Raw genomic sequence first — 26,023 nt, forward strand, 5'->3', positions numbered from 1 at the left:
CTCACCTCATGACCTACGATTTATACATCGGCGACTACGCCTATTCCTCCTGGTCGCTGCGCGGCTGGCTTCTGTTTGAAAAATTCGGCATCGCCCGGAAAACCACTTTGGTGGATTTCTCCGACAAATCTGTGGCAGAGCAACTCACCAAAATCGCGCCAGCGCGCACGGTTCCTGCGGTAAAAACACCCGAAGGCGCGATCCTCTCTGACAGTCTTGCCATTGCTGAAGAGCTCGCCACCCGCCACCCGGATGCGGGTCTTTGGCCCAGTGATCCCGGCGCACGTGCTACCGCGCGCAATCTGGCAGCCGAAATGCATTCCGGCTTTTTCACTCTGCGCAACGACTGCCCGATGAACCTGCGCCTGTCCTATGAAGACAGCAGCCCATCTGAAGACCTTATCAAGGACGTCCAACGCCTTGAAACCATTTGGGAACACGCCCGCACAAACTACGGCGCGGACGGCCCGTGGCTTTGTAGCACCTACAGCGTCGCCGATGCGTTCTACGCCCCGGTCGCGGCCCGCATTGCCGGCTACAACCTACCTGTGGGCGAGGTCGCCCAAGCCTATGTCGACACCCACCTGGCCGACCCGGCGTTCCGCCGCTGGCGCGCCATGGGATTTGCCCGTGGCGCGACCCTGCCATGGTACGCCAAAGACTACCCAACCCGCGCTTGGCCCGGCCCAAAGCCTCTCGCAGCAAAGGCCGTGGACAACGGCACGCCGGAGAACGCCAATTGCCCCTACTCCGGCAAGCCCTCCACGCATCTGATGGAGCTCAACGGACGCACCTTTGGCCTGTGCAACGCCTTCTGCCGCGACAAAACCGTAGCCGATCCGGAAGCCTGGCCTGCCTTCATGGCGCTGCAATAGGCGCATTAACCATTCGCTAACCAACCCTCGCTACAAATAGTTAACGTTTGTTAATCTGTTGTGTGGCGAGGGTTGTGCCGTGGTTGCTCGGGCTTATACCGTGGCTTTTGAAGGGGTTGAGGCGCATCAAGTGGAGGTGCAATGCGCCCTTGCGCCCGGTTTGCCTGCTTTCTCAATCGTTGGTCTGCCAGACAAAGCTGTCTCTGAGGCCCGCGACCGTATCCGCGCCGCGCTTGCCGCCATGGCCATCGCCCTGCCGTCCAAACGCATCACCATCAACCTCTCCCCGGCTGATCTGCCTAAGGAAGGCAGCCATTTTGACCTGCCCATCGCAGTCGCCCTGCTGGCCGCGCTCGGCATCATCCCCGAAGACGCCTCTGAAAGCACCGTCAGCCTTGGCGAACTGTCGCTCGACGGCTCATTGGTTGGCATCACCGGCGCGCTGCCCGCCGCCATGAGCGCCGCTGAAGAGGACCGCATGTTGCTCTGCCCCGCGGTCAGCAGCCCCGAAGCCGCTTGGGTTGCCGCCACGCAAGTGATTGGCGCGGCCTCTTTGGCGGATGTGGTCCGACACTACACAGGCCAATCGCCGCTCGCGCCATCACAACCCGGCGAAGTTCGGGGCGAAAGCAGCACCCTCGACCTGCGTGACGTGAAAGGCCAGGAACGCGCCAAACGCGCCTTGGAAATCGCCGCAGCCGGAAGACATCATCTATTTATGGTGGGTTCCCCTGGCTCAGGAAAATCCATGCTGGCCGCACGGTTGCCTACGATCCTGCCTCCGATGAGCCCTGCCGAAGCGCTTGAAACCTCGATGATCCATTCGGTGGCGGGCATATTGGAGCAAGGCGGCATTTCCCGCACCCGTCCCTTTCGCGAACCGCATCATTCTGCGTCGATGGCAGCCATCGTAGGCGGCGGACGACGCGCCCAACCCGGTGAAATCTCCCTCGCCCATAATGGCGTGCTGTTCATGGATGAGATGCCGGAGTTCTCCCGCCCCGTACTCGAAACCCTGCGCCAGCCCATTGAAACCGGTCAGGTCATGATCGCCCGCGCCAACGCACACGTCACTTACCCCTGCAAATTCATGCTGATCGCCGCCGCCAAACCTTGTCGCTGCGGTCACATGTATGACCCCGCCCAAGCCTGCGCCCGCGTGCCGGACTGTGGTCTGGAGTATCTTGGACGCTTGTCCGGCCCCCTCATGGACCGTCTGGATTTGCGCATCGAAGTGCCCCCGGTCGCCTTCCGCGACCTCGACCTGCCCAACGATGGCGACACATCGGAGAAGGTGGCTCAGCGCGTCGCCAGCGCACGTGCCATTCAAACGGAGAGGTTCACGGGCCACGACGGTATCCGCGTAAACGCCGACGCCCATGGCCAAGCTTTGGAAGAGATCGCCACGCCAGACGCCGAAGGCCGCGCGCTGCTGTCACAAGTGGCCGAACGCTTTGGCCTCACCGCGCGTGGCTATCACCGAGTCTTGCGCGTGGCCCGCACCATTGCGGACCTTGAGGATGCCGAACAAATCCGCCGCCCCCATCTGGCAGAAGCCATCAGCTTCCGCCTCACCACCAGCCAAGAGATTTAGGCCAGCTTGCCTTCAATCGCTTCCCAGATCTTCTCGGCGATATTCACCCCGTCAAACCGCTCCAGCTCTTGAATACCCGTGGGCGAGGTCACGTTGATCTCTGTCAGGTAGTCGCCGATCACATCGATCCCGACAAAAATCTGCCCCTTCTCCCGCAGCAGCGGCCCAATCGCGGCACAGATTTCCAAGTCCCGCTCGGTCAGCCCAATCTTCTCTGGACGTCCACCCACGTGCATGTTCGACCGCGTCTCCCCGGCCGCAGGCACACGGTTGATTGCGCCCACAGGCTCCCCATTCACAAGGATCACCCGCTTGTCGCCGTTGCTCACATCCGGCAGGAATTTCTGCACAATCAGCGGTTCGCGGCTAAACCCAGTAAACAGCTCATGCAGCGAGGTCAGGTTCCGATCATTGGCATCCAGTCGGAACACACCGGCGCCACCGTTGCCGTACAAAGGCTTCAAGATCACATCGCCGTGCTTGGCTTTGAATTCTTTGATGGTTTCCAGATCCCGCGCAATCGTGGTCGGCGGTGTCAGATCCGGGAAATCCAGCACCAGCAGCTTCTCCGGATAGTTCCGCACCCAGAACGGATCATTCACCACCAGCGTGTCCGGCGCCAGCCGATCCAGCAAATGCGTGCTGGTGATGTAATGCATGTCAAACGGCGGGTCCTGGCGCAGCCAAACCACATCGAAGTCTTTCAGGTTCACCCGTTCAAATGGCCCAAGATCCACATGGTTGCCCTGCTCGCGCCGCAGCACCATGGAATGGCCCCGCGCAGTGATCTCACCTTCTTCGTAAGCTAGGTGATCCGGCGAGTAGTAAAACAGCTCATGCCCCCGCGCCTGCGCCTCTTCGGCGATGCGGAAAGAGCTGTCAGCATTGATGTCGACCGAGGTGATCGGATCCATTTGAAAGGCGATTTTCATGTGCGCACCCTGATAATAAGTCCACACTTACATGGCCCATGCCACCCCCGCTTGCAATGGGGCGCATGATCTTACCAAAGCGCATTCTCAAGGATGTGAACCTCACCTTGGCCGTTCACCAAAGCCACATCAAACCGCATCTCGGTCAGCAAACCTTTGGGTTGCCCACCTGCAAATTCCTCCGCCGCGCGCATCAACCGCTCAACTTGTTTAGGCAACAACCGCGCCGCCGCGCTGTCAAAGCTGCGGCTGTGTTTGACTTCGACAAACACCAGGTCATCGCCGTCCCGCAGGATCAGGTCCACTTCGCCCGCCTTGCCACGCCACCGCGCCTGTGCCAGCGTCAGGCCCAGCGACACATAATGGCGCAAAACCGCGTCCTCGGCGGCCTGCCCCGCCAAATAATTGCTGCGCCCGGTGTCTTCCCTGCGCGTGTCACTCATACCAGACCTTTGCTCAATCTCCGGCGAGCTACCCCGCCTTCTGCAACTTCAGAGCCAATTGGTACACTTTGCGCCGGTTGATGCTATAGGCTTTGGCAATCGCGTCTGACGCATCCCGCACTGACAAGGTCTCCAGCGCCTCTTTCAGCGCCCCTTCGATGTCGTCCTCGCTGGCCGCCTCTCCGCGTTGCCGGTCGATCAACACGACAATCTCGCCCTTGATCGTGCGCTCCGGCAAATCTGCTGCCAATTCGTCCAGCGATCCGCGCAGCACTTCCTCAAACTTCTTGGTCAATTCGCGCGCCACAGCCGCCTTACGCCCGCCACCCAGCACCTCGGCGGCGTCTGCCACCATAGTCGCCACCCGTTTGGGCGATTCGTAAAACACAAGCGTGCCCGGCACCTCCCGTACCGCCTCCAAGGCTGTCTGCCGTGCCTTTTTGGCGTTTGGCAGAAACCCTGCAAAGAAAAACGAATCCGTCGGCAGGCCAGCGAGCGACAGGGCCGTGATGATCGCGCTTGGCCCCGGTGCACTGGTCACCAGATGGCCAGCTTCCGCCGCAGTAACTGACAGGTGATAGCCCGGATCGGCAATCAATGGCGTACCGGCTTCTGACGCGTAAGCCACCGTTTTCCCGGCCTCAAGATACCCCAAAAGCTTGCCACGCGCCCCTTCACCAGAGTGATCGTGATAGGCCAACACAGGCCGCCCATTGAGCGGCACCCCATGTATTTCAAGGAGTTTCTTCATCGACCGCGTGTCTTCCGCCGCAATCACATCGGCGCTGGCCAAAATGTCCAAAGCCCGCAAAGTGATGTCGCGCGCACTGCCTATAGGTGTGGCGACAAAGTACAAACCGGGCTGCAATTTCACGGTCTGGTGATTCATAGCTGGACCCGCCTTTTCACTCGTTTATTATTCGGCAGCAACGCGGCCGGACCTCAATCACGGGCGTGACCCCAACGGGAGTGGAGCTTACCTATGTTGTCTTTTCTTAAACCCGCCCAACGCTTTGTGAAAGGGGCGGTCGCAGGGCTTGCCGCGCTGGCACTGGCCTCTTGTGACGAAACCGGTGGAAGCTCCGGTCCAAAAATCGACGCCTCCGCCCCCGTGCCTGTGGCGCTTCTGGTGCCAAAAGGCTCGAGCAACTCTGGCGACGCACTGCTGGCACAAAGCCTTGAGAACGCAGCCAAACTGGCAATCGCAGATCTGGGTGACGTGAAAATTGATCTGCGTGTCTACGCCACGGCAGGCGATCCCAACACCGCCCAAGCCGTCGCCGTACAAGCGGTGAATGAAGGCGCCAAAATCATTCTGGGACCGGTGTTTGGCGAAGCTGCCAACGTCGCGGCCACGGCAGTGGCCGCGCGCAATGTGAACGTGCTGTCCTTCTCCAACAACACCACCATCGCAGGCGGCAACCTGTTTGTGCTTGGCCCAACCTTTGACAACACCGCCGACCGGCTGGTGGGTTTCGCCAAAGGTCAAGGCAAAGGCAACATCATGACGGTGCATGCCAACAACTCCGCTGGTCTGCTGGGCAACACCGCCATCGCCAACGCCATCACCCGCAATGGCGCAAACAACGCGGGCGCAGTAGGCTATGAGTTTTCGCAAGAAGGCGTGATTGCCGCTGTCAGCCAGATCAAGCTGAACGCAGAGCAAAACGGCGCTGACACATTGTTCCTCACCGCCAACACCTCCGGCGCCCTGCCCCTGCTGACCCAGCTTCTGCCAGAAGCAGGCCTCAGCCCGGCCACCATCCAGTACATGGGCCTGACCCGTTGGGACATCCCGGCGCAAACGCTGGAACTGCCCGGCGTACAGGGTGGTTGGTATGCGATGCCAGACCCAACCCTGACCAACCAATTCCAAACCCGCTACGCGCAGGCGTACGGCGGTCTGCCCCACTCTATTGGTGGTCTGGCCTATGATGGCATTGCGGCAATCGGCGCGCTGGTCAAACAAGGCAAATCTGATGCACTGACAACAGGCGCATTGACACAAGGCGCAGGCTTTCAGGGTGTGAACGGCATCTTCCGCCTGCGCACCGACGGCACAAACGAACGCGGGCTGGCCGTGGCCACAATCCGCGACAAGAAGGTGGTAATCATTGACCCTGCCCCAACCCGATTTGGAGGCGCTGGCAGCTAAGGCCAGCGACATCTTTCCAGCCCCGCCCAGCGCGGGGCTGATCTGCTCAGCTGACGAGATTTTCAATTGCGCCGAAGTGGCCGCGGAACTTGCCGAAATCCTGAAACAGGACGGCAAGGAAAGCGACCTGCGCAAAGAAATCGTGCCTCTTCTCATGGCCCGCCGCAAAGCGGCCATGGCTAAAATTGCAACGGCGTTCCGCGACCAACCGCGCGCCGCCCGCGCCATGACGCGCTCCTATACCTGGCTCACCGATTGCCTCGTCAGCTGCGCCTTCTACGTCGCCACCGTCCGATTCTACCCACTGCACACCCCCACCGAAGCCGAGCGCCTCGCCCTCTTTGCCGTCGGCGGCTATGGCCGTGGGGAAATGGCGCCGCAATCCGACGTAGATCTGCTGTTTTTGACGCCCTACAAAGTCACCCCATGGGCGGAGAGCGTGATCGAATCCATGCTCTACCTGCTCTGGGACCTGCGTCTCAAAGTTGGCCACAGTTCTCGTACCGTGAAGGACTGCCTGCGTTTGGGACGCGAAGACTTCACCATCCGCACGGCCTTGCTAGAAAACCGCTTCCTGCGCGGCCATGAGCCGCTTGACGAAGAGCTCAACACCCGCCTTGAAGAGGAACTCTTCAAAGGCACCGAACAGGAATTCATCGAAGCCAAGCTCAACGAACGCGACGAGCGCCACAAAAAGCAGGGCCAGCGCTACGTGGTGGAGCCCAATGTCAAAGAGGGCAAAGGTGGCCTGCGCGACCTTCAATCGCTCTTCTGGATCGCCAAATACGTCTACCACGTCTCTGATGTCTCTGAACTTGTTGAGAAAGACGTGCTGCTTCAGGAAGAGCTTGAGCGCTTCATCGCGGCGGAAAACTTCCTCTGGGCGGTGCGTGGTCACCTGCACTTGACGGCCGGTCGCCCCATGGAGCAGTTGACCTTCGACGTGCAAGTCGAGATCGCCGATCAGATGGGCTACACCGACAAAGGTGGCCGCCGCGCGGTGGAACACTTCATGCAAGAGTTCTTCCGCCAAGCCACCGCTGTTGGCGACTTGACCCGCATCCTGCTGACCAAGCTGGAAGCTAATCACGCCAAAGCCGAACCGCTGCTAGAGCGCATCTTCCGCCGCCGCCCACGCATGAAGCCCGGCTACAAAATGGTGCACAACCGTCTGGATGTGGCGGATGAAAAGACCTTCCTCGACGATCCGCTCAACCTGCTGCGCCTGTTCGAAGAGGGCCTGCGTACCGGCATGTTGATCCACCCGGACGCCATGCGGCTGGTGACGGCCAATCTGCACCTGATCGACGACGACTTCCGCGCCAACAAAGAGGCGCGCCGCCTGTTCCTCGACTTACTACTGAAACACGGCAACCCCGAACGCGCCCTGCGCCGCATGAACGAACTGGGCGTGCTCTCAGCCTTCATTCCGGAGTTTGAGCCTATCGTCGCGATGATGCAGTTCAACATGTATCACTCCTATACGGTGGACGAACACACCATTCAGGTGATCTCCAACTTCATGGACATCGAACGCAAAGACCTTGAGGACGAGTTGCCGCTCAGTTCCGAAATCCTCGCCTCCGGCGGCATCAACCGCAAAGTGCTCATGGTCGCCATGCTGCTGCACGACATCGGCAAAGGCCGCGACATCGACCACTCTGTGCTCGGCGCGCAAATCGCCCGCAAGGTCGCGCCGAACCTGGGCCTCAACAAAGCCGACAGTGAAACCGTGGAATGGCTGGTGCGCTATCACCTGCTGATGTCAGACACCGCGCAGAAGCGCGATATCGCTGACCCGCGCACCGTGCGCGACTTTGCCAAAGCTGTGAAAACGGTGGATCGCCTCAACCTGCTGACCATCCTGACCGTGTGTGACATCCGCGGCGTTGGCCCGGCTACCTGGAACAACTGGAAAGCTGTTTTGATCCGCGCCCTGCATGGTCAAACCAAACTGGTGCTGGAGGATGGCATGGAGGCCATCACCCGCGAAAACCGCGGCACCAAGGCCAAGAAACTCCTGCGCGAAGAACTGTCCGACTGGCCCAGCAAAGACCTCAAGAAAGAGACCGCCCGCCACTATGAGCCGTATTGGCAGGGCCTGCACATCACCGCCCACAAAGTGTTTGCGGACCTGCTGCGCGACATTCCGGACAACGAAGTCCGCATCGACCTGCACCCGGACGATGACCGCGACGCCACCCGCGTCTGCTTTGCTATGGCGGACCACCCCGGCATCTTCTCGCGCATGTGTGGCGCATTGGCTCTGGTGGGCGCCAACATCGTCGACGCCCGCACCTTCACCTCCAAAGACGGCTACGCCACCGCCGCCTTCTGGATTCAGGATGCGGAAGACAAGCCGTATGAGGCCGCCCGACTGCCGCGCCTTCGAAAGATGATTGAGCGCACCCTGGCTGGTGAGGTTGTCACCACCGAGGCCATCAAATCCCGCGACGTGATCAAAAAGCGCGAACGGGCCTTTAAGGTGCCGACCACGATCCTGTTTGATAACGAAGGCTCAGAAATCTACACCATCATTGAAGTGGACACCCGCGATCGCGCAGGCCTGCTGTTTGACCTCACCCGAACCTTGGCCAACAGCAACGTCTACATCGCCTCCGCCGTGATTGCGACTTTTGGCGAGCAGGTGGTCGACACCTTTTACGTCAAAGACATGTTTGGCCTGAAGTTCCACGCCGAAGGCAAACAAAAGGCGCTGGAGAAGAAACTGCGCGAAGCCATCCAGCAAGGCGCTGAAAGGGCCAACGCATGAAGCCCATCCGCCTGATGCGCGGCTTTCTGACCGTGGGCTTCTGGACTCTGCTGAGCCGTGTGCTGGGCTTTGTCCGAGAGATCTTGATTCTGAACTACATCGGCCCTGGCCCTCTACTGGACGCCTTTGTGGCGGCCTTTCGCCTGCCCAACATGTTCCGCCGCTTCTTTGCCGAAGGCGCGTTCAACGCCGCCTTTGTGCCGATGTTTTCCAAAAAGCTGGAGGGCGAAGAAGACGCGGAACATTTTGCTAGCGAGGCCCTGAGCCTGCTGTTTGCCGCAGTGATGACCCTCACCGCTCTCGGCATGATCTTCATGCCCGCGCTGGTCTGGCTTACGGCGGAAGGCTTTGCCGGAGACGCGCGGTTTGACCTGACGGTGGGCTATGGCCGCATCGTCTTCCCCTACATCTTTTTCATGTCCTTGGGCGCGTTGTTCTCCGGCGTGCTCAATGCCACCGGCCGCTTTGCCGCCGCCGCAGCAGCCCCGGTGCTGCTCAACATTCTGATCATCCCTGCCCTGATCCTCGGGCATCTGTCGGGTGGCCCTGTCATCACCTGGCTGATCTGGACCATTCCCGTCGCCGGCGTGGCCCAGCTTGCTTTGGTCTGGATTGCCAGCCGCAAAGCCGGCCTGCGCATCAAACTGCGCCTGCCCAAATGGACGCCCGACATGGCCCGCATGGTCCGCGTCGCTGTGCCCGCCGCGCTGGCCTCCGGCGTAATGCAGATCAACCTTGTGGTTGGGCAAATCGTGGCCTCCAACACTGAAGGCGCCGTGAGCTGGCTCTATGCCGCAGATCGCCTGTACCAACTGCCCCTTGGTGTGATCGGCATCGCCATCGGCATTGTTCTGCTCCCAGATCTCTCCCGTCGCTTGAAAGCCAACGACGATGTCGGGGCTCAAAACGCCTTCTCGCGCGCCAGCGAGTTTGCGATGTTCCTGACCCTCCCCTGTGCCGTGGCATTCCTCGTCATCCCGCTGCCGATTGTCTCCGTGCTTTATGAACGCGGCGCAACCGGCTCTGATGACACCGCCGCCATCTCGGTCGCTTTGGCGATTTACGCGCTTGGTCTGCCAGCTTTCGTCCTGCAAAAGCTATTGCAACCGCTGTTTTTTGCCCGCGAAGACACCAAGCGCCCGTTCCACTACGCCGTCTGGGCCATGGTGGTGAACGCCGTGCTGGCCTTTGGGTTGGCGCCCTACATCCAATGGATGGCCCCTGCCATTGCCGCCACCGTCTCCGCCTGGATCATGGTGGCTCAACTCGGCTTTGGCGCGCGCGGCTACGGTCAAGTGGCCAAGTTTGACACCCGCCTGCGCAAACGCCTTTGGCGCATCTGTCTGGCCTCCGCCGCCATGGGCGGCGCGCTCTGGGTGACCTGGGTCATTCTGGTGCCGTGGTTCGGCCTTCCCGGCTGGCGCTACGTGGCTTTGCTGATCCTGCTCACGCTCGGCGCGGTTGTTTATTTTGCCGTCGGCCGCCTGATTGGCGCCTATGTTCCCAGCGAATTGAGGGCTGCTGCCCGCCGTGGTTGAGCGGGCACAAACCGACAAATAGACTCAGAAACCAGTTGCTCCCGCCCCCTAATGTGCCGTTAACCTTAGGCATTCTTTAATCTCGGGAGTGAGACATGAATAATTGGATCGTAATGTTGATCGTCGGCATCTTGGCCGTGGTCTTGGGTGTTCTGGCCTTAGCCAACCCTTTCGCCGCCTCGGTAACCGCCACAGTCTTTGCAGGCTGGAGCTTCCTTTTCCTGGGCGCATTTCAAACCTTTGCCGCCTTTAGCGCGCCGTCGACTGGCGCAAAAATCGCCGGTGTGATCCTGGGTGTACTCGCCTTGGTCATCGGCGTGCACATCATCGCACAACCGCTTCAGGGCCTGCTTTCCCTGACCTTCGCCGCAGGCATTCTGTTCCTTGTATCCGGCGTGTTCAAAGGCGTGTTTGGCTTTTCCAACTTCGAAGGCAGCGCCCGCTGGGCCTTGCTGCTGTCCGGTCTGGTCTCGGTGATCCTGGGCCTGATGGTGCTGAACAACTTCCCACAATCCGCAGCTGTTCTGCTGGGTGTGTTGCTGGCCATCGAACTTCTGTCCAACGGCATCAGCGCCATCGCACTGGCCTTTGCCGTGCGCAGCGCCAACAACGCCGAAGAGACTCCTCAAGAAGACGCCGCCTAAGCGGTCATATCACTGGCGGCGGATCTTTTCGCGGATCCGCTGCCACCCTCCAGGGATCAGCGCAAAAGACATCAAGAACCCTGCGCCAAAGCCGATCACATCGGCGACCCAATCCGGACTGCCTCCAAAAATCAGGTTAAAGCCCAACTGAATGGCCACCAGCATGCCAATCAGCGAAAACGCTCGAGCTTGTGGTGCGCCCACCTCTCCGAGGCTGGTCCACAGCAAAAACGTAAACGCCCCGATCAGCCCATAAACACCAGGGTAGCTGCCCAATAGCGGCGTCGGGCTGTCTAAAATCACCGCGTAGCCCAGCGCACCTACGACACCGGAAAGCACAAAGATCGCCAAGGTTGCCCAACCGGAGAACACCTCCCCGACCATCTTGCCCATTGCTAATAGCAACACACCGCCAAACAGCGCATGGGTGAAGTTGTAGTGCACAAACAGATAGCTCACAAAACGGATCATATGTTCTGCCGGATACACTCCGTTGGAGACCATCCAATCAAAAATGTCCGGAGAAAACGCGTAGCGCTGAATGGCATCCAGCCGCCAACCCACCGATGCCGGTCCTCCGACAATGCCTTGGGCACCAAACCACAAGGTGGCTTCCACACCGACCAGCAACAAAAACAACGCCGTCACCACCGGCGGCAACGGGTTCACGGGGCTTTGATCATCTGGGTGCGACATGCCTGTACTCCTTACCCGCCCTGCTTGCCGGTCCGGCTTGACGGTGTTTGGCCTCGGAGATAAGCCAAGCAGGCTAACAAATCCAGATGGAGTATTTCCAATGAACGAGGCGGTCCAAACGTCCTCCACCTTTACCCCACGCGTCTTTTCCGGGATTCAACCCTCGGGCGGTCTGACGCTGGGCAATTACCTCGGCGCGATGAAGCGCTTTGTTGATATGCAAGAGGCTGGCACGCATGAAACTGTGTTCTGCATGGTTGACCTGCACGCCATCACAGTCTGGCAAGACCCTGCCAAGCTGCAACGCGCCACCCGCGAACTCTGCGCCGGTTTCATTGCCGCAGGCATCGACCCGAAAAAATCGATCTTGTTCAACCAATCCGCCGCGCCGGAACACGCACAACTGGCATGGATCTTCAACTGCGTCGCCCGCATGGGCTGGATGCAGCGCATGACCCAATGGAAAGACAAAGCTGGTAAAAATTCGCAAAACGCTTCGCTGGGCCTGTTTGCCTACCCGGCGCTCATGGCGGCGGACATTCTGATCTACCACGCCACCCACGTGCCCGTGGGCGAGGACCAGAAACAGCACCTTGAGTTGACGCGCGATGTCGCCACCAAGTTCAACCACGACTATGGCGTGGACTTCTTCCCAATCACCGAACCGGTGATCGAGGGCGCGGCCACCCGTGTGATGTCCTTCCGCGATGGCACCAAAAAGATGTCCAAGTCCGACCCGTCCGATGCTTCCCGCATCAACATGACCGACGACGCGGACACCATCGCCAAGAAAATCCGCAAGGCCAAAACCGACCCGGAAGCTCTGCCATCTGAGGCCAAAGGTCTGGAAGAGCGTCCCGAGGCCCGCAACCTGGTCAACATCTACGCAGGTCTGTCTGGCCTGACCGTGGATCAGGTTCTGGCCGATGTCGGCGGCAAGCAATTCTCCGAGTTCAAGCCAATGCTCTCTGACCTCGCAGTGTCCAAACTGTCCCCAATCAGCACGGAAATGGCCCGCCTGATGGAGCATCAGGACGAGATCGACAAGATCCTCGCCCACGGCGCAGGTCAGGCCCGCGAAATCGCCGCGCCAATCCTGAAAAAGACCTACGAAATTGTCGGCATGGTCGGCGCGTAAGTTTTCCACATCACTGCAAACAATCAGCCCCGCCACTGGCGGGGCTTTTTGTTGGCCCTCAGTTGCCCCCCAAAGCGCGCTCCAAAAACAGCGCCTCCTGGTCCCCAAACGTGCCCGTCACCGGGTTGTCAAACCCAACCTTTTCAGCCACCCGCACAGACGCCGCATGGGCCGGATCAAAGATCGCACAGGCCATCGGAAACTCCTTGGCGAGCACATCATCCGCCCAGGCCATCACCGCCCTAACAGCCTCCGTCGCCAGCCCCTGCCCCTGCGCCGAGGTTTTTAACGCCCAACCGGCTTCCGGCTTGCCATGCACGCTTGGCTGAGAGTCCCGATGGTAATCCGCCAACCCGGCCTCGCCCACAAACGTGCCATCCACCTTGCTCTCCAGCACCCAGTAGCCATAGCCCAGCGCCTGCCAATGCCCGATATACCGCAACAGTCGCGACCACGACTCCGCCGCTGTCGACGGCACACCCGAAATCCGCGCCACAACCTCCGGATCCGCCCACATCGCGGCGCTATCCTCAAAATCCGTCAGCTCATGCCCGCGCAGGATCAGCCGATCCGTTTCAAGCCTTGGTACCATTGCTGTCATTTTCTCTCCCTCGCCGCGTACTTTGTTGTGGCCAACTTCGACCAATACGCGCGATATGTAAGCTCTCACTGCCGCCCATCAAAACGAAGTCCTCCCTCCGCATTTCCGCACATAATCCGCGCCAAATCGCAAGTTTTCAGCGCCCAGCGCCGCGCCTACCTTTGTTGCCAACAAAGGAGACCTCTCATGCCCGCGCCTTACGCCCCCTCCGCCCGCATTGGCCACGTACATCTGAAAGTCGCCGACCTTGACCGCGCGATCGCCTTCTATGCCGATGTCCTGGGCTTCGAAGTCCAAACCCGCCTCGGCAACGATGCCGCCTTCCTCGGATCAGACGGCTACCATCACCACATCGGCCTCAACACCTGGCGCAGCAAGGGCAGCGGCCCCGCGCCGGAACACCACACCGGCCTGTTCCACACTGCCATCCTCTACCCCTCTCGCGCCGACCTCGCGACCGCCGTGCAGCGGGTCATTGCCGCCGGCTATCCAGTGCTGGGAGCCTCTGATCATGGCGTGTCCGAAGCCATCTACTTCAACGACCCAGACGGCAACGGAGTCGAACTTTACCGAGATCGCCACACCGCCGAGTGGCCGCGCCACAAAGATGGCAGCCTACAAATGTACAGCCATCCACTGAAACTCGAAGCCCTTCTGGCAGAGGCGGCTTAACGCCGGGCAGCGTCACAAAACTGCAAACAGCTTGTCACGAATCTGAATCAGCGACCTCCTAGTCTTGGCATCAACCAAAGATCCAAGCCTACGGAGCCAGGAATGTCCTCTGACCACCAAATTGACGACCTGTCATTTGACGAAATCGACGAGCTGATCTCGCCTCGCGCGGAAGAAACCGACTTTGACCGCATCGTGGAAACCGCCTTCTCTCGTCGTGGCTTCCTGGGCGGTGTGATGACCTTTGGCCTCGGCTCTTTTCTGGTCGGCACAACAGCCCTGACCCGCGAGGCCGTGGCCGCTGGAGATCGCTTTGGCTTCACCCAGGTTGCCGCCAACACAGAGGACACCATCACCGTGCCAGACGGCTTTGAGTGGGAACAAGTTGTGACCTGGGGCGATCCGCTCTTCTCTGACGCCCCGGCTTTTGACGAAGCCACACGCGGCACCGCGGCTTCTCAGGCGCGTGCCTTTGGTGACAACAACGACGGCATGTCGATCTTCACCAAAGATGGCCGCACCGTCATGGCCATCAACAACGAATACACCAACCGCAAAATCCTTTGGGGCAACAACCCCGAGGGCAAGTGGGTGTCCGACGACGATGTGCAAAAAGGCATGAACGCCCACGGCGTGTCTGTCTTCGAAGTGGCCCGCGACGAGAGCGGCAACTGGCAGGTGGTGGTCGACAGCGACCTGAACCGCCGCATCACACCGCAAACCGATATGGACCTGACCGGCCCTGCCGCTGGCCATGACCTGTTGAAAACCGAGGCAGATCCTACCGGCACCACCACCAAAGGCACCTGGAACAACTGCGGCAACGGCGAAACCCCGTGGGGCACCTACCTGACCTGCGAAGAAAACTTCAACGGCTACTTCTCCGCTGAAGATGAAGCGCATGAGGTCTCTGCAGAGCTGAAGCGCTACGGTGTATCCTCCAAAGACTGGGGTTACGGCTGGGCCAAGGTGGATCCGCGCTTTGACGTCTCCAAAAACCCAAATGAGCCAAACCGCGCGGGCTATGTGGTCGAAATCGACCCGTTTGACCCAACCTCCACGCCAAAGAAACGCACCGCTCTGGGCCGCTTCAAGCATGAAAACGCCGCCGTGGTGTTGGCGGCCAACGGCAAAGCGGTTGTCTACCTCGGCGACGATGAGCGCGGCGAATTCCTCTACCGATTTGTCTCTCACGGCACCTACTCTGCCACCGGCGACAACAGCGATCTTCTGGAAAGTGGCGACTTGTTTGTCGCCAAGTTCTTTGATGACATGCGCGGCGAATGGCTGGCCCTAACGCCCGACACCACCGGCATGTCCGACGCGGAAATCCGCATCCATACCCGTCAGGCCGCGTCCAAAGTTGGCGCAACCACGATGGACCGCCCAGAATGGGTGGCGGTGAACCCAACCAAGGCAGAAGCCTTTGTTGCGCTCACCAACAACAAGAACCGGGGCAAAAAGCCAAACGCTGGCGGCGATGACACCTCGGCCAACGGGCCAAACCCACGTGTCGAAAACCACTACGGCCAGATCGCCCGCTGGATGCCCGACAACGAAGACCACAGCGCCAACGGTTTTAGCTGGAACCTCTTCGCGCTGGCCGGGAACCCGGATGTGCATGATGATGCATATGCAGGCAGCGAGAACATCAATGCCGGAAATATGTTCAATTCCCCGGATGGCATGGCCTTTGACAGCACCGGCCTGTTGTGGATCCAGACCGACGGCAAATATTCTAACGAAGGCGACTTTGCGGGCATGGGCAACAACCAGATGCTTGCGGGCGACACCGTCACCGGTGAAATCCGCCGCTTCCTGGTTGGCCCCAAAGAATGTGAAGTCACCGGAGTTTGCTGGTCCCCGGATCGCCGCACCATGTTTGTCGGCATTCAGCACCCGGGTGAAAAAGGCAACTCCCACTTCCCGGATGGCGGCACCTCCGTGCCACGGTCTGGTGTTTTTGCGGTACGTCGCACAGACGGCGGCCTCATTGGATAACAACGACGCAAATTCTGACTACCCAAATACCTTTTTACATCCCGCTTTTTAGCACCAAACCTTTGGCCCCTGACCACCCCCTGGTCGGGGGCTTTCCTTTTACAATGGGAGCGCTTAACCGCGCCCGATGTAAGGCATCTTGGTCGCCATCACTGTCATGAACTGCACATTTGCATTGAGCGACATCTCCGCCATATGCAGCACAGACCGCGCCGCATCCTGCACATCCATCGTGGCATTGGGGGCTTTGCCATCCGCCACCAGCGCCGCGTTCAACCCCGCCACCATATCGGTCTCCGCGTTGCCAATATCGATCTGACCACAGGCAATGTCATACGGCCGCCCGTCCAGCGACAAGGCCCGGGTCAGCCCGGTTACCGCATGTTTTGTGAGCGTGTAGCATACCGAACCTTCGCGTGGCACATGCGCGCTGAGTGACCCATTGTTGATGATCCGCCCGCCCTGCGGCACCTGCCGCCGCATCTGCGCATAGGCCAGCTTGGCGGCAATAAACATGCCGCGCACATTGATATCCAGCACCTGGTCAAAGCCGCCCAGATCGATCTCATCAATCGACCCGGCAGGGCCAAACATGCCTGCATTGTTGAACAGCGCATCCAGACGTTCGGCGCGCGCCACAAACCGCGCAAACGCGCTCTCCATCGCCGCCGCGTCGGTCACATCCGCCACCAACGGCACCGCGTTCACATACTCGTCGGCTATCGCTTGCAGCTTCTCTTCGCTGCGCGCCAACACACCAACCCGCCAACCAGCGTCCAGAAAGGCCACCGCTGTCGCCCTGCCAATCCCCTGGCTCGCGCCGGTCACAATGATGCTCTTCACGCGCTTTCCTCCTGCGCCATCAACTCCAGCGGCGCAGGCGCCACCGTCAAATCACTCACGTCCAGCGGCCCCGACGGCTTTGCCAGCCGATTGCGCACCACCCAATGCAGCCGCTCGCTCGCCCGCGTAATCGCCACATAAGCCAACCGCTTCCACAACGGCTGCCCCGCCTCGCTGCGGTTCATGCGTGCAGCCACATAAAGGTCCGGCGCAAACACCTGCACGTTCTCCCACTGAGAGCCCTGCGCCTTGTGAATGGTCACCGCCGCCCCGTGCAGGAACGTTGCCCCCATCCGCGCCGCATAGGGAATAAACGGCTCTTCTTCATCCGGCATCTCGATCTTCACAATCGACGCCGCCGACACGCGCGGATCCTCCGCGCCCATCACATGCAGCCGCGAAAACCCCGGCTTGCGGCCCGGCCCCAGATAAATCACCTGCGCGCCTTTGATCAGCCCCCGCGCCTCCAGATCCAGCCGCTTCTTACGGTGTTTCATCGGCAACTCGATCCCGTCACAGATCAGCGGCTCGCCCTCAAGCAGCTCATCTTCCGGCGCGTCATGCACCATGCGAAACGCGTTGATCAGCCGGATACGCGTCGCATTGCGCCACACCAACACCGGCGAGCGCGCCATCAGGTCGACCTCAACCCGCTGGGCAAACTGCACCCGATCATCCTTGCGCGCGGTGTCCTCCACCATGCGCTCAAAGTCATGGAACTCCAGCTGCGGGTCGGCCAGAGCATGCGCCAGATCCAAAATCGGATTGTCCGCGTCCTGGCGGTGAATGCGCTCCAGATTATAGACCGCCGGTGCGGGCAACTTATCAAACACCATCGCGCCCGATTGGTTCACCGGCGCCAGCTGCGCGGGATCTCCAAACAGCACCAACGTGCTGAAAATCTCTTTCAGATCGTCAAACTGCTTGTCATCCAGCATCGAGCTTTCGTCGATAAACCCGATGTCCAGCGGATCATCCCGCCGCTTCCAACCGGTGATGAAATCACTGCCCCGCAGCCCAGCCGCCGCCAAAGCGCCTGGAATGGACTTGTGCAGCTTGTAAAACTCCGCCGCCCGATCCAGAGCCTCATCTGTGAGCCCCTCAATATCCGGCCGCTCACCATTGTCCGCCAGCCACTCGGCGATCTTCTCATACTCAGGGTCATAGACCGGCGTATAGATGATCCGGTGAATGGTCGTCGCCGGCACGCCGCGCATCCGCAACACACTCGCCGCTTTGTTGGTCGGCGCCAAAATCGCCAACGTCCGGTGATCTTTCTTGCGCTTGCCTTCATAGTCGCCGGAGACAATATCCACCCCCGCGCCTTCCAGCGCCTTCACCATCTCCGACAGCAACAACGTCTTGCCCGACCCGGCCTTGCCGGTTACCGCGGCAATCGCCTGTTTGCCTTCGGTGGCAGGCGTCAAAAGACCCTCGTCCAAATCCACCCCCAATCCTTTCAGCAAGGCGGAGATATTGTCGAAGGCCTCGGCCTGGTCATGGCTGAATGTGATGGAGGTACTGCTCATGGCGCGACCCTATAGCGGGCAGCGATTGGGGGCCAGCGGGTTTCGTCTTGTACCCGAAACAAAGGCCACAAACGCGCCGTCAGACAGCGCCAGACCTCCCCAACTATAGACCCCCTTTAATTTGCCTTTCTAATCCCTTCGCCTCTCACTAAGTCGTGACATCTTTTTTCGTTGAGAATGTCAATTGATACGCTTTGTACGCTTCAATGCAGGTATCAAAAACATATTCAAATTCGAACTTCACAGGTTCATTTTCGTAGAAAGCAAGGAAACATTTCACATCAGGAGATTGCGACAGGTATCGGCAAATCGCCTGGCGGTACTTCCATGGTTTCGCCCTTTTCGGAAGTCGCGAGAGCCAATGCGCGTTTGGTCTTCCCGGAAATGGCCACCCTTCAAGCAATGAGGGACCGGAAGGAAGTGGATTGCGCCCCATGACTTCCAGAAACAATCTGAGCTCTTGCGGCGTTGCAAACAGCAAATCCACTTTCTGGAAATGCACATGCATCAAACACCACTTTTTCCTTTGAACCAGAAATGGGTGTGAGACGGAATCTGGCCTCATTGGCTGTCCACTTTTCGTGAACTTGAGCACCCACCCCACTGACTTTGCGCCTGCCCAGCCGCTTAAGGGCGTCCAGGGGAATTCGTTACAATAATGTAGGTCAATGCGCTTCATGTCTCGTTCCCCCAACATGTCTAACAGAGCACTGGCAATAAAAAGCCCCCGTTATTGCAGACGAAGGCTCTCTTTAGAAATGAAGTATTGGAAGTTACTTCGCGTGCGCGTCCCAAGCATCCCGCAGGGCTTCCCCGTCAGGATGCTGGCGAGAAAACAGGACATAGACAGGAGCGGATCGCACCTCAGCTGCCTCGCCAATATCACTTGCTTCGTCGCCCAGAACCTCATTCAAAGACAACTCACCAACAACTCTGTTTTCGATCAGCACATCCGCCCGGCCGGACTGCAACATTTTCCACGCACTTTCTGCAGATGTCACTGTGCGCATGTCCATGCCGCGCTTCTGGTATTCCGCTTCATACCAATATCCCGCATAGCCAATGACAGAGAGGCCCTGCGCTTGAATGTCGTCAATTGAGGTCACATTCAAGCCGTCTGGATACTTGGTCCGGCTGTAAAAAATCACATCTGTCTGACCGTCCACTGGCACTTCTGGGTAGTAGAACTCATCCACACGTTCGTCCGTGCGTGACCAAGAAAACGTCGCAACAAAGTCGCCTTTCTTGGTCATCTCAAAGGATCGCTTCCACGGCATGTACTCAAGCTCAATGTCATAGCCTGCCGACTTCATCACTTCGCGTACACGCTGAGTATGCAGGCCATTGTCTGGCAACTCTGAGCCGATATAAGGCGCCCATTCGCCTGCTGCAAAAGTAAGGGTCTCGGCCATTGAAGACGCCGCAGCTAAGACGGAAAAGGCACATGCCGCAAGGGTGGTTTTGATGTTCATTTTGACACTCCGCTAAAAGACTAATGCAAAGGCCTAAGCGGGAGACCTTTCCAAAAAGTGAAATGCCCAAACAAGAAATTGTGCGGCCAATTGAAACCTTGAGCCACCGGGCGAAGAGGCCAACGCGGGAAACCGCTTTTTTTCGATCCGCGCGAGTTTCCTGCCTGCGTCAAACATAATGTTCCGCGCGCACCGGTTGGCTGCTTGCTGCCGGTAGGCGAAGGCACTTTGCCCCCTAGACACCCTCCTCCTCAAAGATCTCCTCAATCGATAGCTCAAACACCCGCGCAATCCGAAAGGCCAAAGGCAACGATGGGTCGTACTTCCCGTTTTCAATGGCGTTTATCGAATTGCGCGAAACGCCAAGCGACGCGGCCAGATCGGCCTGTGTCCATCGTCGCTCAGCACGCAGCACCCGAATTTTGTTCTTCATGACACCACTCCGTTTTGCTGGCCTAGCGCCTAGACACCCACCAAAAGGATTGGCTGATCACAAACACGGCGCTCATCACAATCATCGCAAAGGTGACGCCCAGGCCAAATCCAACCGCCGAGAGTGGCAATCCACTGCCAGACATCGCCGCGACACTGGAAACGACATTCTGCAAAGCGGGCATCGTCACCATCAGCATGACAAACGCCAATGACAGCGGCACCCCAACGGAACTTGCCGTGGCCAATGCGTAGCGCACACTGGCCCACTTCAACTCATCCTGATCCCGGAAAATCGAGAAAAACACCCAACCGGCCCACAGAATGCAAAGCGCAGAAAAGATGATGTCGGCCACAAAAGACACCTCAAAAACAAAGAAAAACGCGACTCCGATACAGACGGCGACAAACACGGAAATTTGCGAATACGTGGAACTGGGCATGACTAGCATCCTTCTCTAAATGACAAGTTTACTTGTCGTGATTCGCACCAAGTGGTCAAGCGCTCAGCGCAAGACGCCCTGCAATCACCACGGTCCCAGACATGAAAAGACCCCCGAAGCCAGGCGGCTCCGGGGGCTGGAGGAAAACGGGGGAAACCGTTTTATGATCCGTGCGTGTTACTTGCCCGCGTCGAGCACATCTTCCAGCGTGCGCAGCCCGGTCTTTGGCGCCTGCACCAGCACCGACATGTTGCCCGGCTTGTGTTCGTTGCGATACATTTTCATGTGCGCTTCCGGCAGCTCGGCCCAAGGGAACACTTCAGACATGCATGGGTCCAGACGACGCTCCACCATCAACTGGTTGGCGGCCGCAGCCTGCTTCAAGTGGGCAAAGTGGGAGCCCTGCAGACGCTTCTGATGCATCCACATGTAGCGCACGTCAAAGGTACAGTTGAAGCCAGACGTACCGGCGCAGATCACAACCATGCCGCCTTTTTTACAGACCAGCGAGGACACAGGGAACGTCTTCTCCCCCGGGTGCTCAAACACCATGTCCACGTTCACGCCTTTGCCGGTGATCTCCCAGATCGCCTTGCCAAATTTGCGCGCCTCTTTCAGCCAGTCGTTGTATTCCGGCGTGTTCACGGTTGGAAGCTGACCCCAGCAGTTGAAGTCGTTGCGGTTGATCACGCCTTTCGCGCCAAGCCCCATGACAAAGTCACGCTTGCTCTCGTCCGAAATCACGCCAATCGCGTTGGCGCCAGCGGTGTTGATCAGCTGGATCGCATAAGACCCCAGACCACCGGACGCGCCCCATACCAGAACGTTCTGGCCTGGCTTCAGATCGTGTGGCTCGTGGCCAAACAGCATCCGGTAAGCAGTTGCCAGCGTCAGCGTATAACAGGCTGCTTCTTCCCAGGTCAGGTGCTTGGGACGCGGCATCAACTGCTGTGCTTGCACACGGGTGAACTGAGAGAAGGAGCCGTCAGGCGTTTCATAGCCCCAGATGCGCTGGCTGTCGGAGAACATCGGATCGCCGCCGTTACAGTGCTCGTCGTCGCCGTCATCCTGGTTGCAGTGGATCACAACTTCGTCGCCCACTTTCCAGCGCTTCACCTTGTCACCCACGGCCCAAACGATGCCGGACGCATCGGAGCCTGCGATGTGATAGGGCTGCTTGTGCACGTCGAACATGGAGATCGGAACACCGAGGCCGGCCCAAACACCGTTGTAGTTCACGCCCGCGGCCATCACCAGAACCAGCACTTCGTGGCTGTCCAGCGTTGGCACGTCGACAACTTCCTGCAGCATCGCCTGGTTCGGCTCACCTTGACGCTCGCGGCGGATCGCCCACGCGTACATCTGTTTTGGGACATGTCCCATCGGAGGCATTTCGCCCACTTCGTACAGGTCTTTCTGTGGTGCGTCGTAGGTCGCAATGCCGTTTTCAGTATCCAGAGCCATCTTCGCCTCCTGATTGGTCGTTTCGCCGCGATGCAGAATCGCGTTCCTGCCACCGTGATACGGATGGCGAGGTAACATTGCAACCTTCATGAAGGTGTTTTTGTAATTTTATGACCCAGCAGGCGCAGCATGAATTGCTGCAATCGCACAATCATCCCATCAAATGCCTTATGGAATTGGCGTAAAACCGCAGGATCTCCGCCTGGTCCTTGTTCACAGAAAACGTGCCGTCACTCTCCAACAGCACCCGCCGCCCCACCAAAGTCTTCAGCGCGCTGTCTATCGCCTCCTCCGGCACCTCCCGCATAAACCGTGCCCGAGACTGCGGCAGCGCCGCCAGCCGCGCCGCAAAGGCGTCTTTCACATCCTTCTGCGACAAAGGCCCGGCGGCCTGCTCAAAAATATACGCCATCAGCGGCACCGGCAAGATTGGCACCACCCCGTTGATGCGCCGCATCAACTCCACACCCAGCGGTTTGGCCACATCACCGGATACGTCCTTGGAGAACTCCGTGAGCGATACAGGCCGTCCAAAGCGCACCGTGGCATTGCCAAAGCGATGCACTTTTCCGCGCAGCCGCAACAACAGTTGTTTGAAGAAGAACCCCACAATCACCGAAATCCGCGCCCGGAACCCCTTCCCGCCCCGCGCCGCCGATTCCAACAGGATGCGGTCTTCCAGCACGCGGTCATAATTTATCGCCACCGGCACAAACACCACATCGCGCCCCTCAGGCTGGTACGCATCGGTGATGTATTTGATCAGCCCCAGCTTCGGGTCCTGCGGCGCCCCGGTCAGCGACAACCGCCCCTCCGGGAACATCGCCTGGGCTACCCCCGCTTCGGTCGCCAACCGGACATAAGCCGCCAGCACCTTGCGATAGAGATCGTTGCGCGACTTGCGCCTGATAAAGTACGCCCCCATCGCCCGGATCAACCGGCTGAGCGGCCAAACCCGCGCCCATTCCCCCACCGCATAGGACAACGCCCCGCGCCGCGCGGCCAGATAGGTCACCAACACATAATCCATGTTGCTCTTGTGATTGATCACATAAACGATGGTGCTCTCCTGCGGGATCGCGTCCAGCGCCGCCTCATCCACATGGGTCAACCGCACACGATAAAATGCCCGGCTCAGGAATCGCGCAATCTTGATGGCGACGCCAAAATACATGGTGGCCGAAAACGACGGCACAATCTCGCCCGCGTAGCGCTTGGCCGTCTCAAAGGCCACGGCCTCGGGAATCCCTTCCTCTGCTGCGTGTTCTGCAACTGCGCGGGTCACATCGGGCTGATAGATCAGCCGCTCGATCATGTCGTGGCGCTGCGCCAGCTTGAACGGCTCAATGGGCCGCTCCAACCGCTCGTTCAGCCGCGCCACCACGCGCTCCATCCGACGCCGGAAGAACCAGCGCACCGAGGGGAAAAGCAAGTGACTGGCCGCTGTGACCACCGCAAACAGCAGGATCAGTACAAAAAGCCAAAGGGGGAGCTCAATCGTCGATGTCATGAAATGACTCTGACTACACCGCGCGCGCGGGCGCAATAGACTTCGCGCACGCGTACCCCAGTGATCTCCCCACCAACAGAACGATTTTGCCGCAACGCAGCGAATTGACTTGCAAAGGATGTTTCGCGTACATACGCTCAAACGAAAGATTGTTGCTAGGTCCACGTATGACCCCCAGCAGAGGAATGAAACATGTCGCAGACGCAGCAAAACCAGCCCGCCGATAAACCTGCCAAGGATCGTCCGTGGTTGATTCGAACCTACGCCGGCCATTCCACCGCTAAGGCGTCCAACGCGCTCTACCGCTCCAACCTAGAAAAAGGCCAGACCGGCCTGTCCGTGGCCTTCGACCTCCCCACCCAGACCGGTTATGACAGCGACCACATCCTGGCGCGCGGCGAAGTGGGCAAAGTCGGCGTGCCGGTCTGCCACCTGGGCGACATGCGCACCCTGTTTGACCAGATTCCGCTGGAGCAGATGAACACCTCCATGACAATCAACGCCACCGCGCCTTGGTTGCTTGCGCTCTACATCGCCACGGCCGAAGAGCAAGGCGCCGATGTCGCCAAGCTGCAAGGCACGGTGCAAAACGATCTGATCAAAGAGTACCTGAGCCGCGGCACCTACATCTGCCCGCCGGAGCCCAGCCTGAAGATGATCGCGGATGTGGCCGAATACTGCTACACCAACGTGCCCAAATGGAACCCGATGAACGTCTGTTCCTACCACCTACAAGAGGCAGGCGCGACGCCAGAACAGGAACTGGCCTTTGCCTTGGCCACCGCCATTGCAGTGCTTGACGCGCTAAAGCCTCGCGTGGCCGAAGAAGACTTCCCACGCCTTTGTGGCCGTATCTCCTTCTTTGTGAACGCGGGCATCCGCTTTGTGACTGAGATGTGCAAGATGCGCGCCTTTGTGGACCTCTGGGATGAAATCCTGGTGGACCGCTATGGCGTGACTGACCCCAAATCCCGCCGCTTCCGCTATGGGGTGCAGGTCAACTCTCTGGGCCTGACCGAACAACAGCCAGAAAATAACGTCTACCGTATTCTCATCGAAATGCTGGCTGTGACCCTGTCCAAAAAGGCCCGCGCCCGCGCCGTGCAATTGCCCGCCTGGAACGAAGCGCTTGGATTGCCACGCCCATGGGATCAGCAATGGTCCATGCGCATGCAACAAATCATGGCCTTTGAAACCGATCTTCTCGAATACGACGATCTGTTTGACGGAAACCCGGCGGTGGATTCCAAAGTCGAAGAGCTAAAAGACGGCGCACGCCGTGAATTGGCCAATTTGGAAAGCATGGGCGGCGCGATTGGCGCGATCGATTATATGAAATCCCGCCTTGTGGACAGCAACGCCGAACGCCTCAACCGCATCGAAGCCGGTGAGACCGTGGTGGTGGGCGTGAACAAATTCCAGAAAGGCGAGGCCTCTCCGTTGATGACCGGTGATGGTGGCATCATGGTGGTGGACCCAGCCGTAGAGCAGGAACAGATTTCTCGTCTGTCCGAATGGCGCAATCAGCGCGACAGCGCGGCCGTTGAAAAAGCCCTCGCAGATCTGCACGCTGCGGCGGCCAATGGCGACAACGTCATGCCCGCTTCTATTGCCGCCGCCAAGGCAGGTGTCACAACTGGCGAATGGGCCGCACAAATGCGCGTTGTGCACGGCGAATACCGCGGCCCGACCGGCGTATCCGGTGCCCCCTCCAACAAAACCGAAGGTCTCGACGATCTGCGCAATGCCGTGGACGCCGTGTCTGACAAACTGGGCCGCCGCCTAAAATTTGTCATTGGCAAACCGGGACTTGACGGCCACTCCAACGGTGCCGAGCAAATCGCCTTCCGTGCCCGCGACTGCGGCATGGACATCACCTATGACGGCATCCGCCTAACACCCGAAGAGATTGTGGCCAAAGCGTTGGAAGACGCGGCCCATGTGGTGGGTTTGTCGATCCTGTCGGGCTCGCACATCCCGTTGGTTGAAGACCTGATGCAGCGTATGCGTGATGCCGGATTAGGCGACACGCCTGTTATCGTCGGCGGTATCATTCCTGACGAAGACGCAGAGCGTTTGCGCGCCATGGGTGTGGCGCGGGTCTATACCCCAAAGGACTTCGAACTCAACACCATCATGGGCGACATTGTCACATTGGCGAATCCCGACGCTGTGGCGGCCGAGTAAGCGTTGGTGCACCGAGAAAGCGGTCTCAAAAAATGAGACCAGCGCAGATTTTGCGGGTAAGGAAAACCATACTCGCAACTT

Annotated in this window: 23 protein-coding genes; 10 read left to right on the forward strand and 13 right to left on the reverse strand. The window is 59.2% G+C overall.

The features are described from left to right. Window positions 1-8 precede the first annotated feature (8 nt). Window positions 9-875: a glutathione S-transferase gene (locus tag MK208_RS10190; protein WP_294116370.1), complete on the forward strand. Its 867-nt coding sequence runs from the start codon at window positions 9-11 to the stop codon at window positions 873-875. 79 nt (window positions 876-954) lie between these two features. Continuing rightward, window positions 955-2,469 (forward strand): YifB family Mg chelatase-like AAA ATPase, encoded by a 1,515-nt coding sequence (locus MK208_RS10195; protein ID WP_294116371.1) that lies wholly within the window; start codon window positions 955-957, stop codon window positions 2,467-2,469. Here the strand turns inward: MK208_RS10195 and gshB are convergent. The 3 genes from gshB to rsmI all read right to left on the reverse strand — a co-directional run bounded on the left by gshB (window position 2,466) and on the right by rsmI (window position 4,733). Further along, window positions 2,466-3,401: a glutathione synthase gene (gshB, locus tag MK208_RS10200; RefSeq protein ID WP_294116372.1), complete on the reverse strand. Its 936-nt coding sequence runs from the start codon at window positions 3,399-3,401 to the stop codon at window positions 2,466-2,468. The genes MK208_RS10195 and gshB overlap by 4 nt on opposite strands. A 71-nt stretch (window positions 3,402-3,472) precedes the next feature. Beyond that, window positions 3,473-3,844, reverse strand: coding sequence for a YraN family protein (locus tag MK208_RS10205; protein WP_294116373.1), 372 nt, complete (start codon window positions 3,842-3,844; stop codon window positions 3,473-3,475). A gap of 28 nt (window positions 3,845-3,872) precedes the next feature. After that, window positions 3,873-4,733 carry a 16S rRNA (cytidine(1402)-2'-O)-methyltransferase gene (gene rsmI / locus MK208_RS10210; protein WP_294116374.1) on the reverse strand — a complete coding sequence of 287 codons (861 nt, stop codon included), beginning with the start codon at window positions 4,731-4,733 and terminating at the stop codon, window positions 3,873-3,875. A gap of 93 nt (window positions 4,734-4,826) precedes the next feature. Between rsmI and MK208_RS10215 the strand changes: the two genes are divergently transcribed. From MK208_RS10215 to MK208_RS10230, 4 genes are all read left to right on the forward strand, one after another. Continuing rightward, window positions 4,827-5,999: a penicillin-binding protein activator gene (locus MK208_RS10215; RefSeq protein WP_294116375.1), complete on the forward strand. Its 1,173-nt coding sequence runs from the start codon at window positions 4,827-4,829 to the stop codon at window positions 5,997-5,999. Further along, window positions 5,980-8,772, forward strand: coding sequence for a [protein-PII] uridylyltransferase (locus MK208_RS10220; protein WP_294116546.1), 2,793 nt, complete (start codon window positions 5,980-5,982; stop codon window positions 8,770-8,772). The genes MK208_RS10215 and MK208_RS10220 overlap by 20 nt, the downstream gene beginning before the upstream one ends. Continuing rightward, window positions 8,769-10,310, forward strand: coding sequence for a murein biosynthesis integral membrane protein MurJ (murJ, locus tag MK208_RS10225; protein ID WP_294116376.1), 1,542 nt, complete (start codon window positions 8,769-8,771; stop codon window positions 10,308-10,310). Before MK208_RS10220 ends, murJ begins: the two co-directional genes overlap by 4 nt. Before the next feature lie 95 nt (window positions 10,311-10,405). Continuing rightward, entirely contained in the window at window positions 10,406-10,954 is a 549-nt protein-coding gene (locus MK208_RS10230) for an HdeD family acid-resistance protein (RefSeq protein WP_294116377.1), read from the forward strand. A gap of 9 nt (window positions 10,955-10,963) precedes the next feature. Here MK208_RS10230 and MK208_RS10235 read toward each other — a convergent pair whose 3' ends face one another. Beyond that, window positions 10,964-11,650: a rhomboid family intramembrane serine protease gene (locus tag MK208_RS10235; protein ID WP_294116378.1), complete on the reverse strand. Its 687-nt coding sequence runs from the start codon at window positions 11,648-11,650 to the stop codon at window positions 10,964-10,966. A gap of 100 nt (window positions 11,651-11,750) precedes the next feature. Between MK208_RS10235 and trpS the strand changes: the two genes are divergently transcribed. Continuing rightward, complete coding sequence (gene trpS / locus MK208_RS10240; protein ID WP_294116379.1) at window positions 11,751-12,788, forward strand: tryptophan--tRNA ligase; 1,038 nt, start codon at window positions 11,751-11,753, stop codon at window positions 12,786-12,788. Between the two features lie 58 nt (window positions 12,789-12,846). Here the strand turns inward: trpS and MK208_RS10245 are convergent, their stop codons facing one another. Further along, entirely contained in the window at window positions 12,847-13,389 is a 543-nt protein-coding gene (locus tag MK208_RS10245; RefSeq protein ID WP_294116380.1) for a GNAT family N-acetyltransferase, read from the reverse strand. A 186-nt stretch (window positions 13,390-13,575) separates the two neighbouring features. Between MK208_RS10245 and MK208_RS10250 the strand changes: the two genes are divergently transcribed. Beyond that, window positions 13,576-14,061 (forward strand): VOC family protein, encoded by a 486-nt coding sequence (locus MK208_RS10250; RefSeq protein ID WP_294116381.1) that lies wholly within the window; start codon window positions 13,576-13,578, stop codon window positions 14,059-14,061. Between the two features lie 102 nt (window positions 14,062-14,163). Continuing rightward, complete coding sequence (locus MK208_RS10255) at window positions 14,164-16,062, forward strand: PhoX family phosphatase (protein ID WP_294116382.1); 1,899 nt, start codon at window positions 14,164-14,166, stop codon at window positions 16,060-16,062. A 114-nt stretch (window positions 16,063-16,176) separates the two neighbouring features. Here the strand turns inward: MK208_RS10255 and MK208_RS10260 are convergent, their stop codons facing one another. From MK208_RS10260 to MK208_RS10295, 8 genes are all read right to left on the reverse strand, one after another. Continuing rightward, the gene (locus MK208_RS10260) at window positions 16,177-16,905 is read right to left on the reverse strand and encodes an SDR family oxidoreductase (protein WP_294116383.1); all 729 of its coding nucleotides are present in this window, start codon (window positions 16,903-16,905) and stop codon (window positions 16,177-16,179) included. After that, complete coding sequence (locus MK208_RS10265) at window positions 16,902-18,434, reverse strand: AAA family ATPase (protein WP_294116384.1); 1,533 nt, start codon at window positions 18,432-18,434, stop codon at window positions 16,902-16,904. The genes MK208_RS10260 and MK208_RS10265 overlap by 4 nt, the downstream gene beginning before the upstream one ends. Before the next feature lie 148 nt (window positions 18,435-18,582). Then, window positions 18,583-19,113, reverse strand: coding sequence for a hypothetical protein (locus MK208_RS10270; protein WP_294116385.1), 531 nt, complete (start codon window positions 19,111-19,113; stop codon window positions 18,583-18,585). A gap of 94 nt (window positions 19,114-19,207) precedes the next feature. Continuing rightward, the gene (locus MK208_RS10275) at window positions 19,208-19,906 is read right to left on the reverse strand and encodes a transporter substrate-binding domain-containing protein (RefSeq protein WP_294116386.1); all 699 of its coding nucleotides are present in this window, start codon (window positions 19,904-19,906) and stop codon (window positions 19,208-19,210) included. Window positions 19,907-20,141: 235 nt separating this feature from the next. Further along, window positions 20,142-20,339: a helix-turn-helix transcriptional regulator gene (locus MK208_RS10280; protein WP_294116387.1), complete on the reverse strand. Its 198-nt coding sequence runs from the start codon at window positions 20,337-20,339 to the stop codon at window positions 20,142-20,144. A 22-nt stretch (window positions 20,340-20,361) separates the two neighbouring features. After that, window positions 20,362-20,781, reverse strand: coding sequence for a hypothetical protein (locus MK208_RS10285; protein ID WP_294116388.1), 420 nt, complete (start codon window positions 20,779-20,781; stop codon window positions 20,362-20,364). Between the two features lie 177 nt (window positions 20,782-20,958). After that, window positions 20,959-22,245 carry a crotonyl-CoA carboxylase/reductase gene (ccrA, locus tag MK208_RS10290; protein ID WP_294116389.1) on the reverse strand — a complete coding sequence of 429 codons (1,287 nt, stop codon included), beginning with the start codon at window positions 22,243-22,245 and terminating at the stop codon, window positions 20,959-20,961. A gap of 151 nt (window positions 22,246-22,396) precedes the next feature. After that, window positions 22,397-23,755 carry a 1-acyl-sn-glycerol-3-phosphate acyltransferase gene (locus MK208_RS10295; RefSeq protein ID WP_294116390.1) on the reverse strand — a complete coding sequence of 453 codons (1,359 nt, stop codon included), beginning with the start codon at window positions 23,753-23,755 and terminating at the stop codon, window positions 22,397-22,399. Window positions 23,756-23,947: 192 nt separating this feature from the next. Here MK208_RS10295 and MK208_RS10300 point away from each other — a divergent pair, with 192 nt between their 5' ends. Next, window positions 23,948-25,942 carry a protein meaA gene (locus MK208_RS10300; protein ID WP_294116391.1) on the forward strand — a complete coding sequence of 665 codons (1,995 nt, stop codon included), beginning with the start codon at window positions 23,948-23,950 and terminating at the stop codon, window positions 25,940-25,942. Window positions 25,943-26,023: the final 81 nt, after the last annotated feature.

Origin of the sequence: Shimia sp. (assembly GCF_022448905.1) — a bacterium.
GTDB lineage: Bacteria > Pseudomonadota > Alphaproteobacteria > Rhodobacterales > Rhodobacteraceae > Shimia.

Excerpts from the sequence above, each read along its gene's own strand:
- MK208_RS10265 (WP_294116384.1), bottom strand. The coding sequence starts at position 18,434 with ATGAGCAGTACCTCCATCACATTCAGCCATGACCAGGCCGAGGCCTTC.
- MK208_RS10245 (WP_294116380.1), bottom strand. The coding sequence starts at position 13,389 with ATGACAGCAATGGTACCAAGGCTTGAAACGGATCGGCTGATCCTGCGC.
- MK208_RS10255 (WP_294116382.1), top strand. The coding sequence starts at position 14,164 with ATGTCCTCTGACCACCAAATTGACGACCTGTCATTTGACGAAATCGAC.
- ccrA (WP_294116389.1), bottom strand. The coding sequence starts at position 22,245 with ATGGCTCTGGATACTGAAAACGGCATTGCGACCTACGACGCACCACAG.
- MK208_RS10235 (WP_294116378.1), bottom strand. The coding sequence starts at position 11,650 with ATGTCGCACCCAGATGATCAAAGCCCCGTGAACCCGTTGCCGCCGGTG.
- MK208_RS10270 (WP_294116385.1), bottom strand. The coding sequence starts at position 19,113 with ATGAAGCGCATTGACCTACATTATTGTAACGAATTCCCCTGGACGCCC.
- MK208_RS10250 (WP_294116381.1), top strand. The coding sequence starts at position 13,576 with ATGCCCGCGCCTTACGCCCCCTCCGCCCGCATTGGCCACGTACATCTG.
- gshB (WP_294116372.1), bottom strand. The coding sequence starts at position 3,401 with ATGAAAATCGCCTTTCAAATGGATCCGATCACCTCGGTCGACATCAAT.
- MK208_RS10230 (WP_294116377.1), top strand. The coding sequence starts at position 10,406 with ATGAATAATTGGATCGTAATGTTGATCGTCGGCATCTTGGCCGTGGTC.
- MK208_RS10285 (WP_294116388.1), bottom strand. The coding sequence starts at position 20,781 with ATGCCCAGTTCCACGTATTCGCAAATTTCCGTGTTTGTCGCCGTCTGT.
- MK208_RS10300 (WP_294116391.1), top strand. The coding sequence starts at position 23,948 with ATGTCGCAGACGCAGCAAAACCAGCCCGCCGATAAACCTGCCAAGGAT.
- MK208_RS10275 (WP_294116386.1), bottom strand. The coding sequence starts at position 19,906 with ATGAACATCAAAACCACCCTTGCGGCATGTGCCTTTTCCGTCTTAGCT.
- MK208_RS10205 (WP_294116373.1), bottom strand. The coding sequence starts at position 3,844 with ATGAGTGACACGCGCAGGGAAGACACCGGGCGCAGCAATTATTTGGCG.
- MK208_RS10215 (WP_294116375.1), top strand. The coding sequence starts at position 4,827 with ATGTTGTCTTTTCTTAAACCCGCCCAACGCTTTGTGAAAGGGGCGGTC.
- MK208_RS10280 (WP_294116387.1), bottom strand. The coding sequence starts at position 20,339 with ATGAAGAACAAAATTCGGGTGCTGCGTGCTGAGCGACGATGGACACAG.
- rsmI (WP_294116374.1), bottom strand. The coding sequence starts at position 4,733 with ATGAATCACCAGACCGTGAAATTGCAGCCCGGTTTGTACTTTGTCGCC.
- murJ (WP_294116376.1), top strand. The coding sequence starts at position 8,769 with ATGAAGCCCATCCGCCTGATGCGCGGCTTTCTGACCGTGGGCTTCTGG.
- MK208_RS10295 (WP_294116390.1), bottom strand. The coding sequence starts at position 23,755 with ATGACATCGACGATTGAGCTCCCCCTTTGGCTTTTTGTACTGATCCTG.
- MK208_RS10190 (WP_294116370.1), top strand. The coding sequence starts at position 9 with ATGACCTACGATTTATACATCGGCGACTACGCCTATTCCTCCTGGTCG.
- trpS (WP_294116379.1), top strand. The coding sequence starts at position 11,751 with ATGAACGAGGCGGTCCAAACGTCCTCCACCTTTACCCCACGCGTCTTT.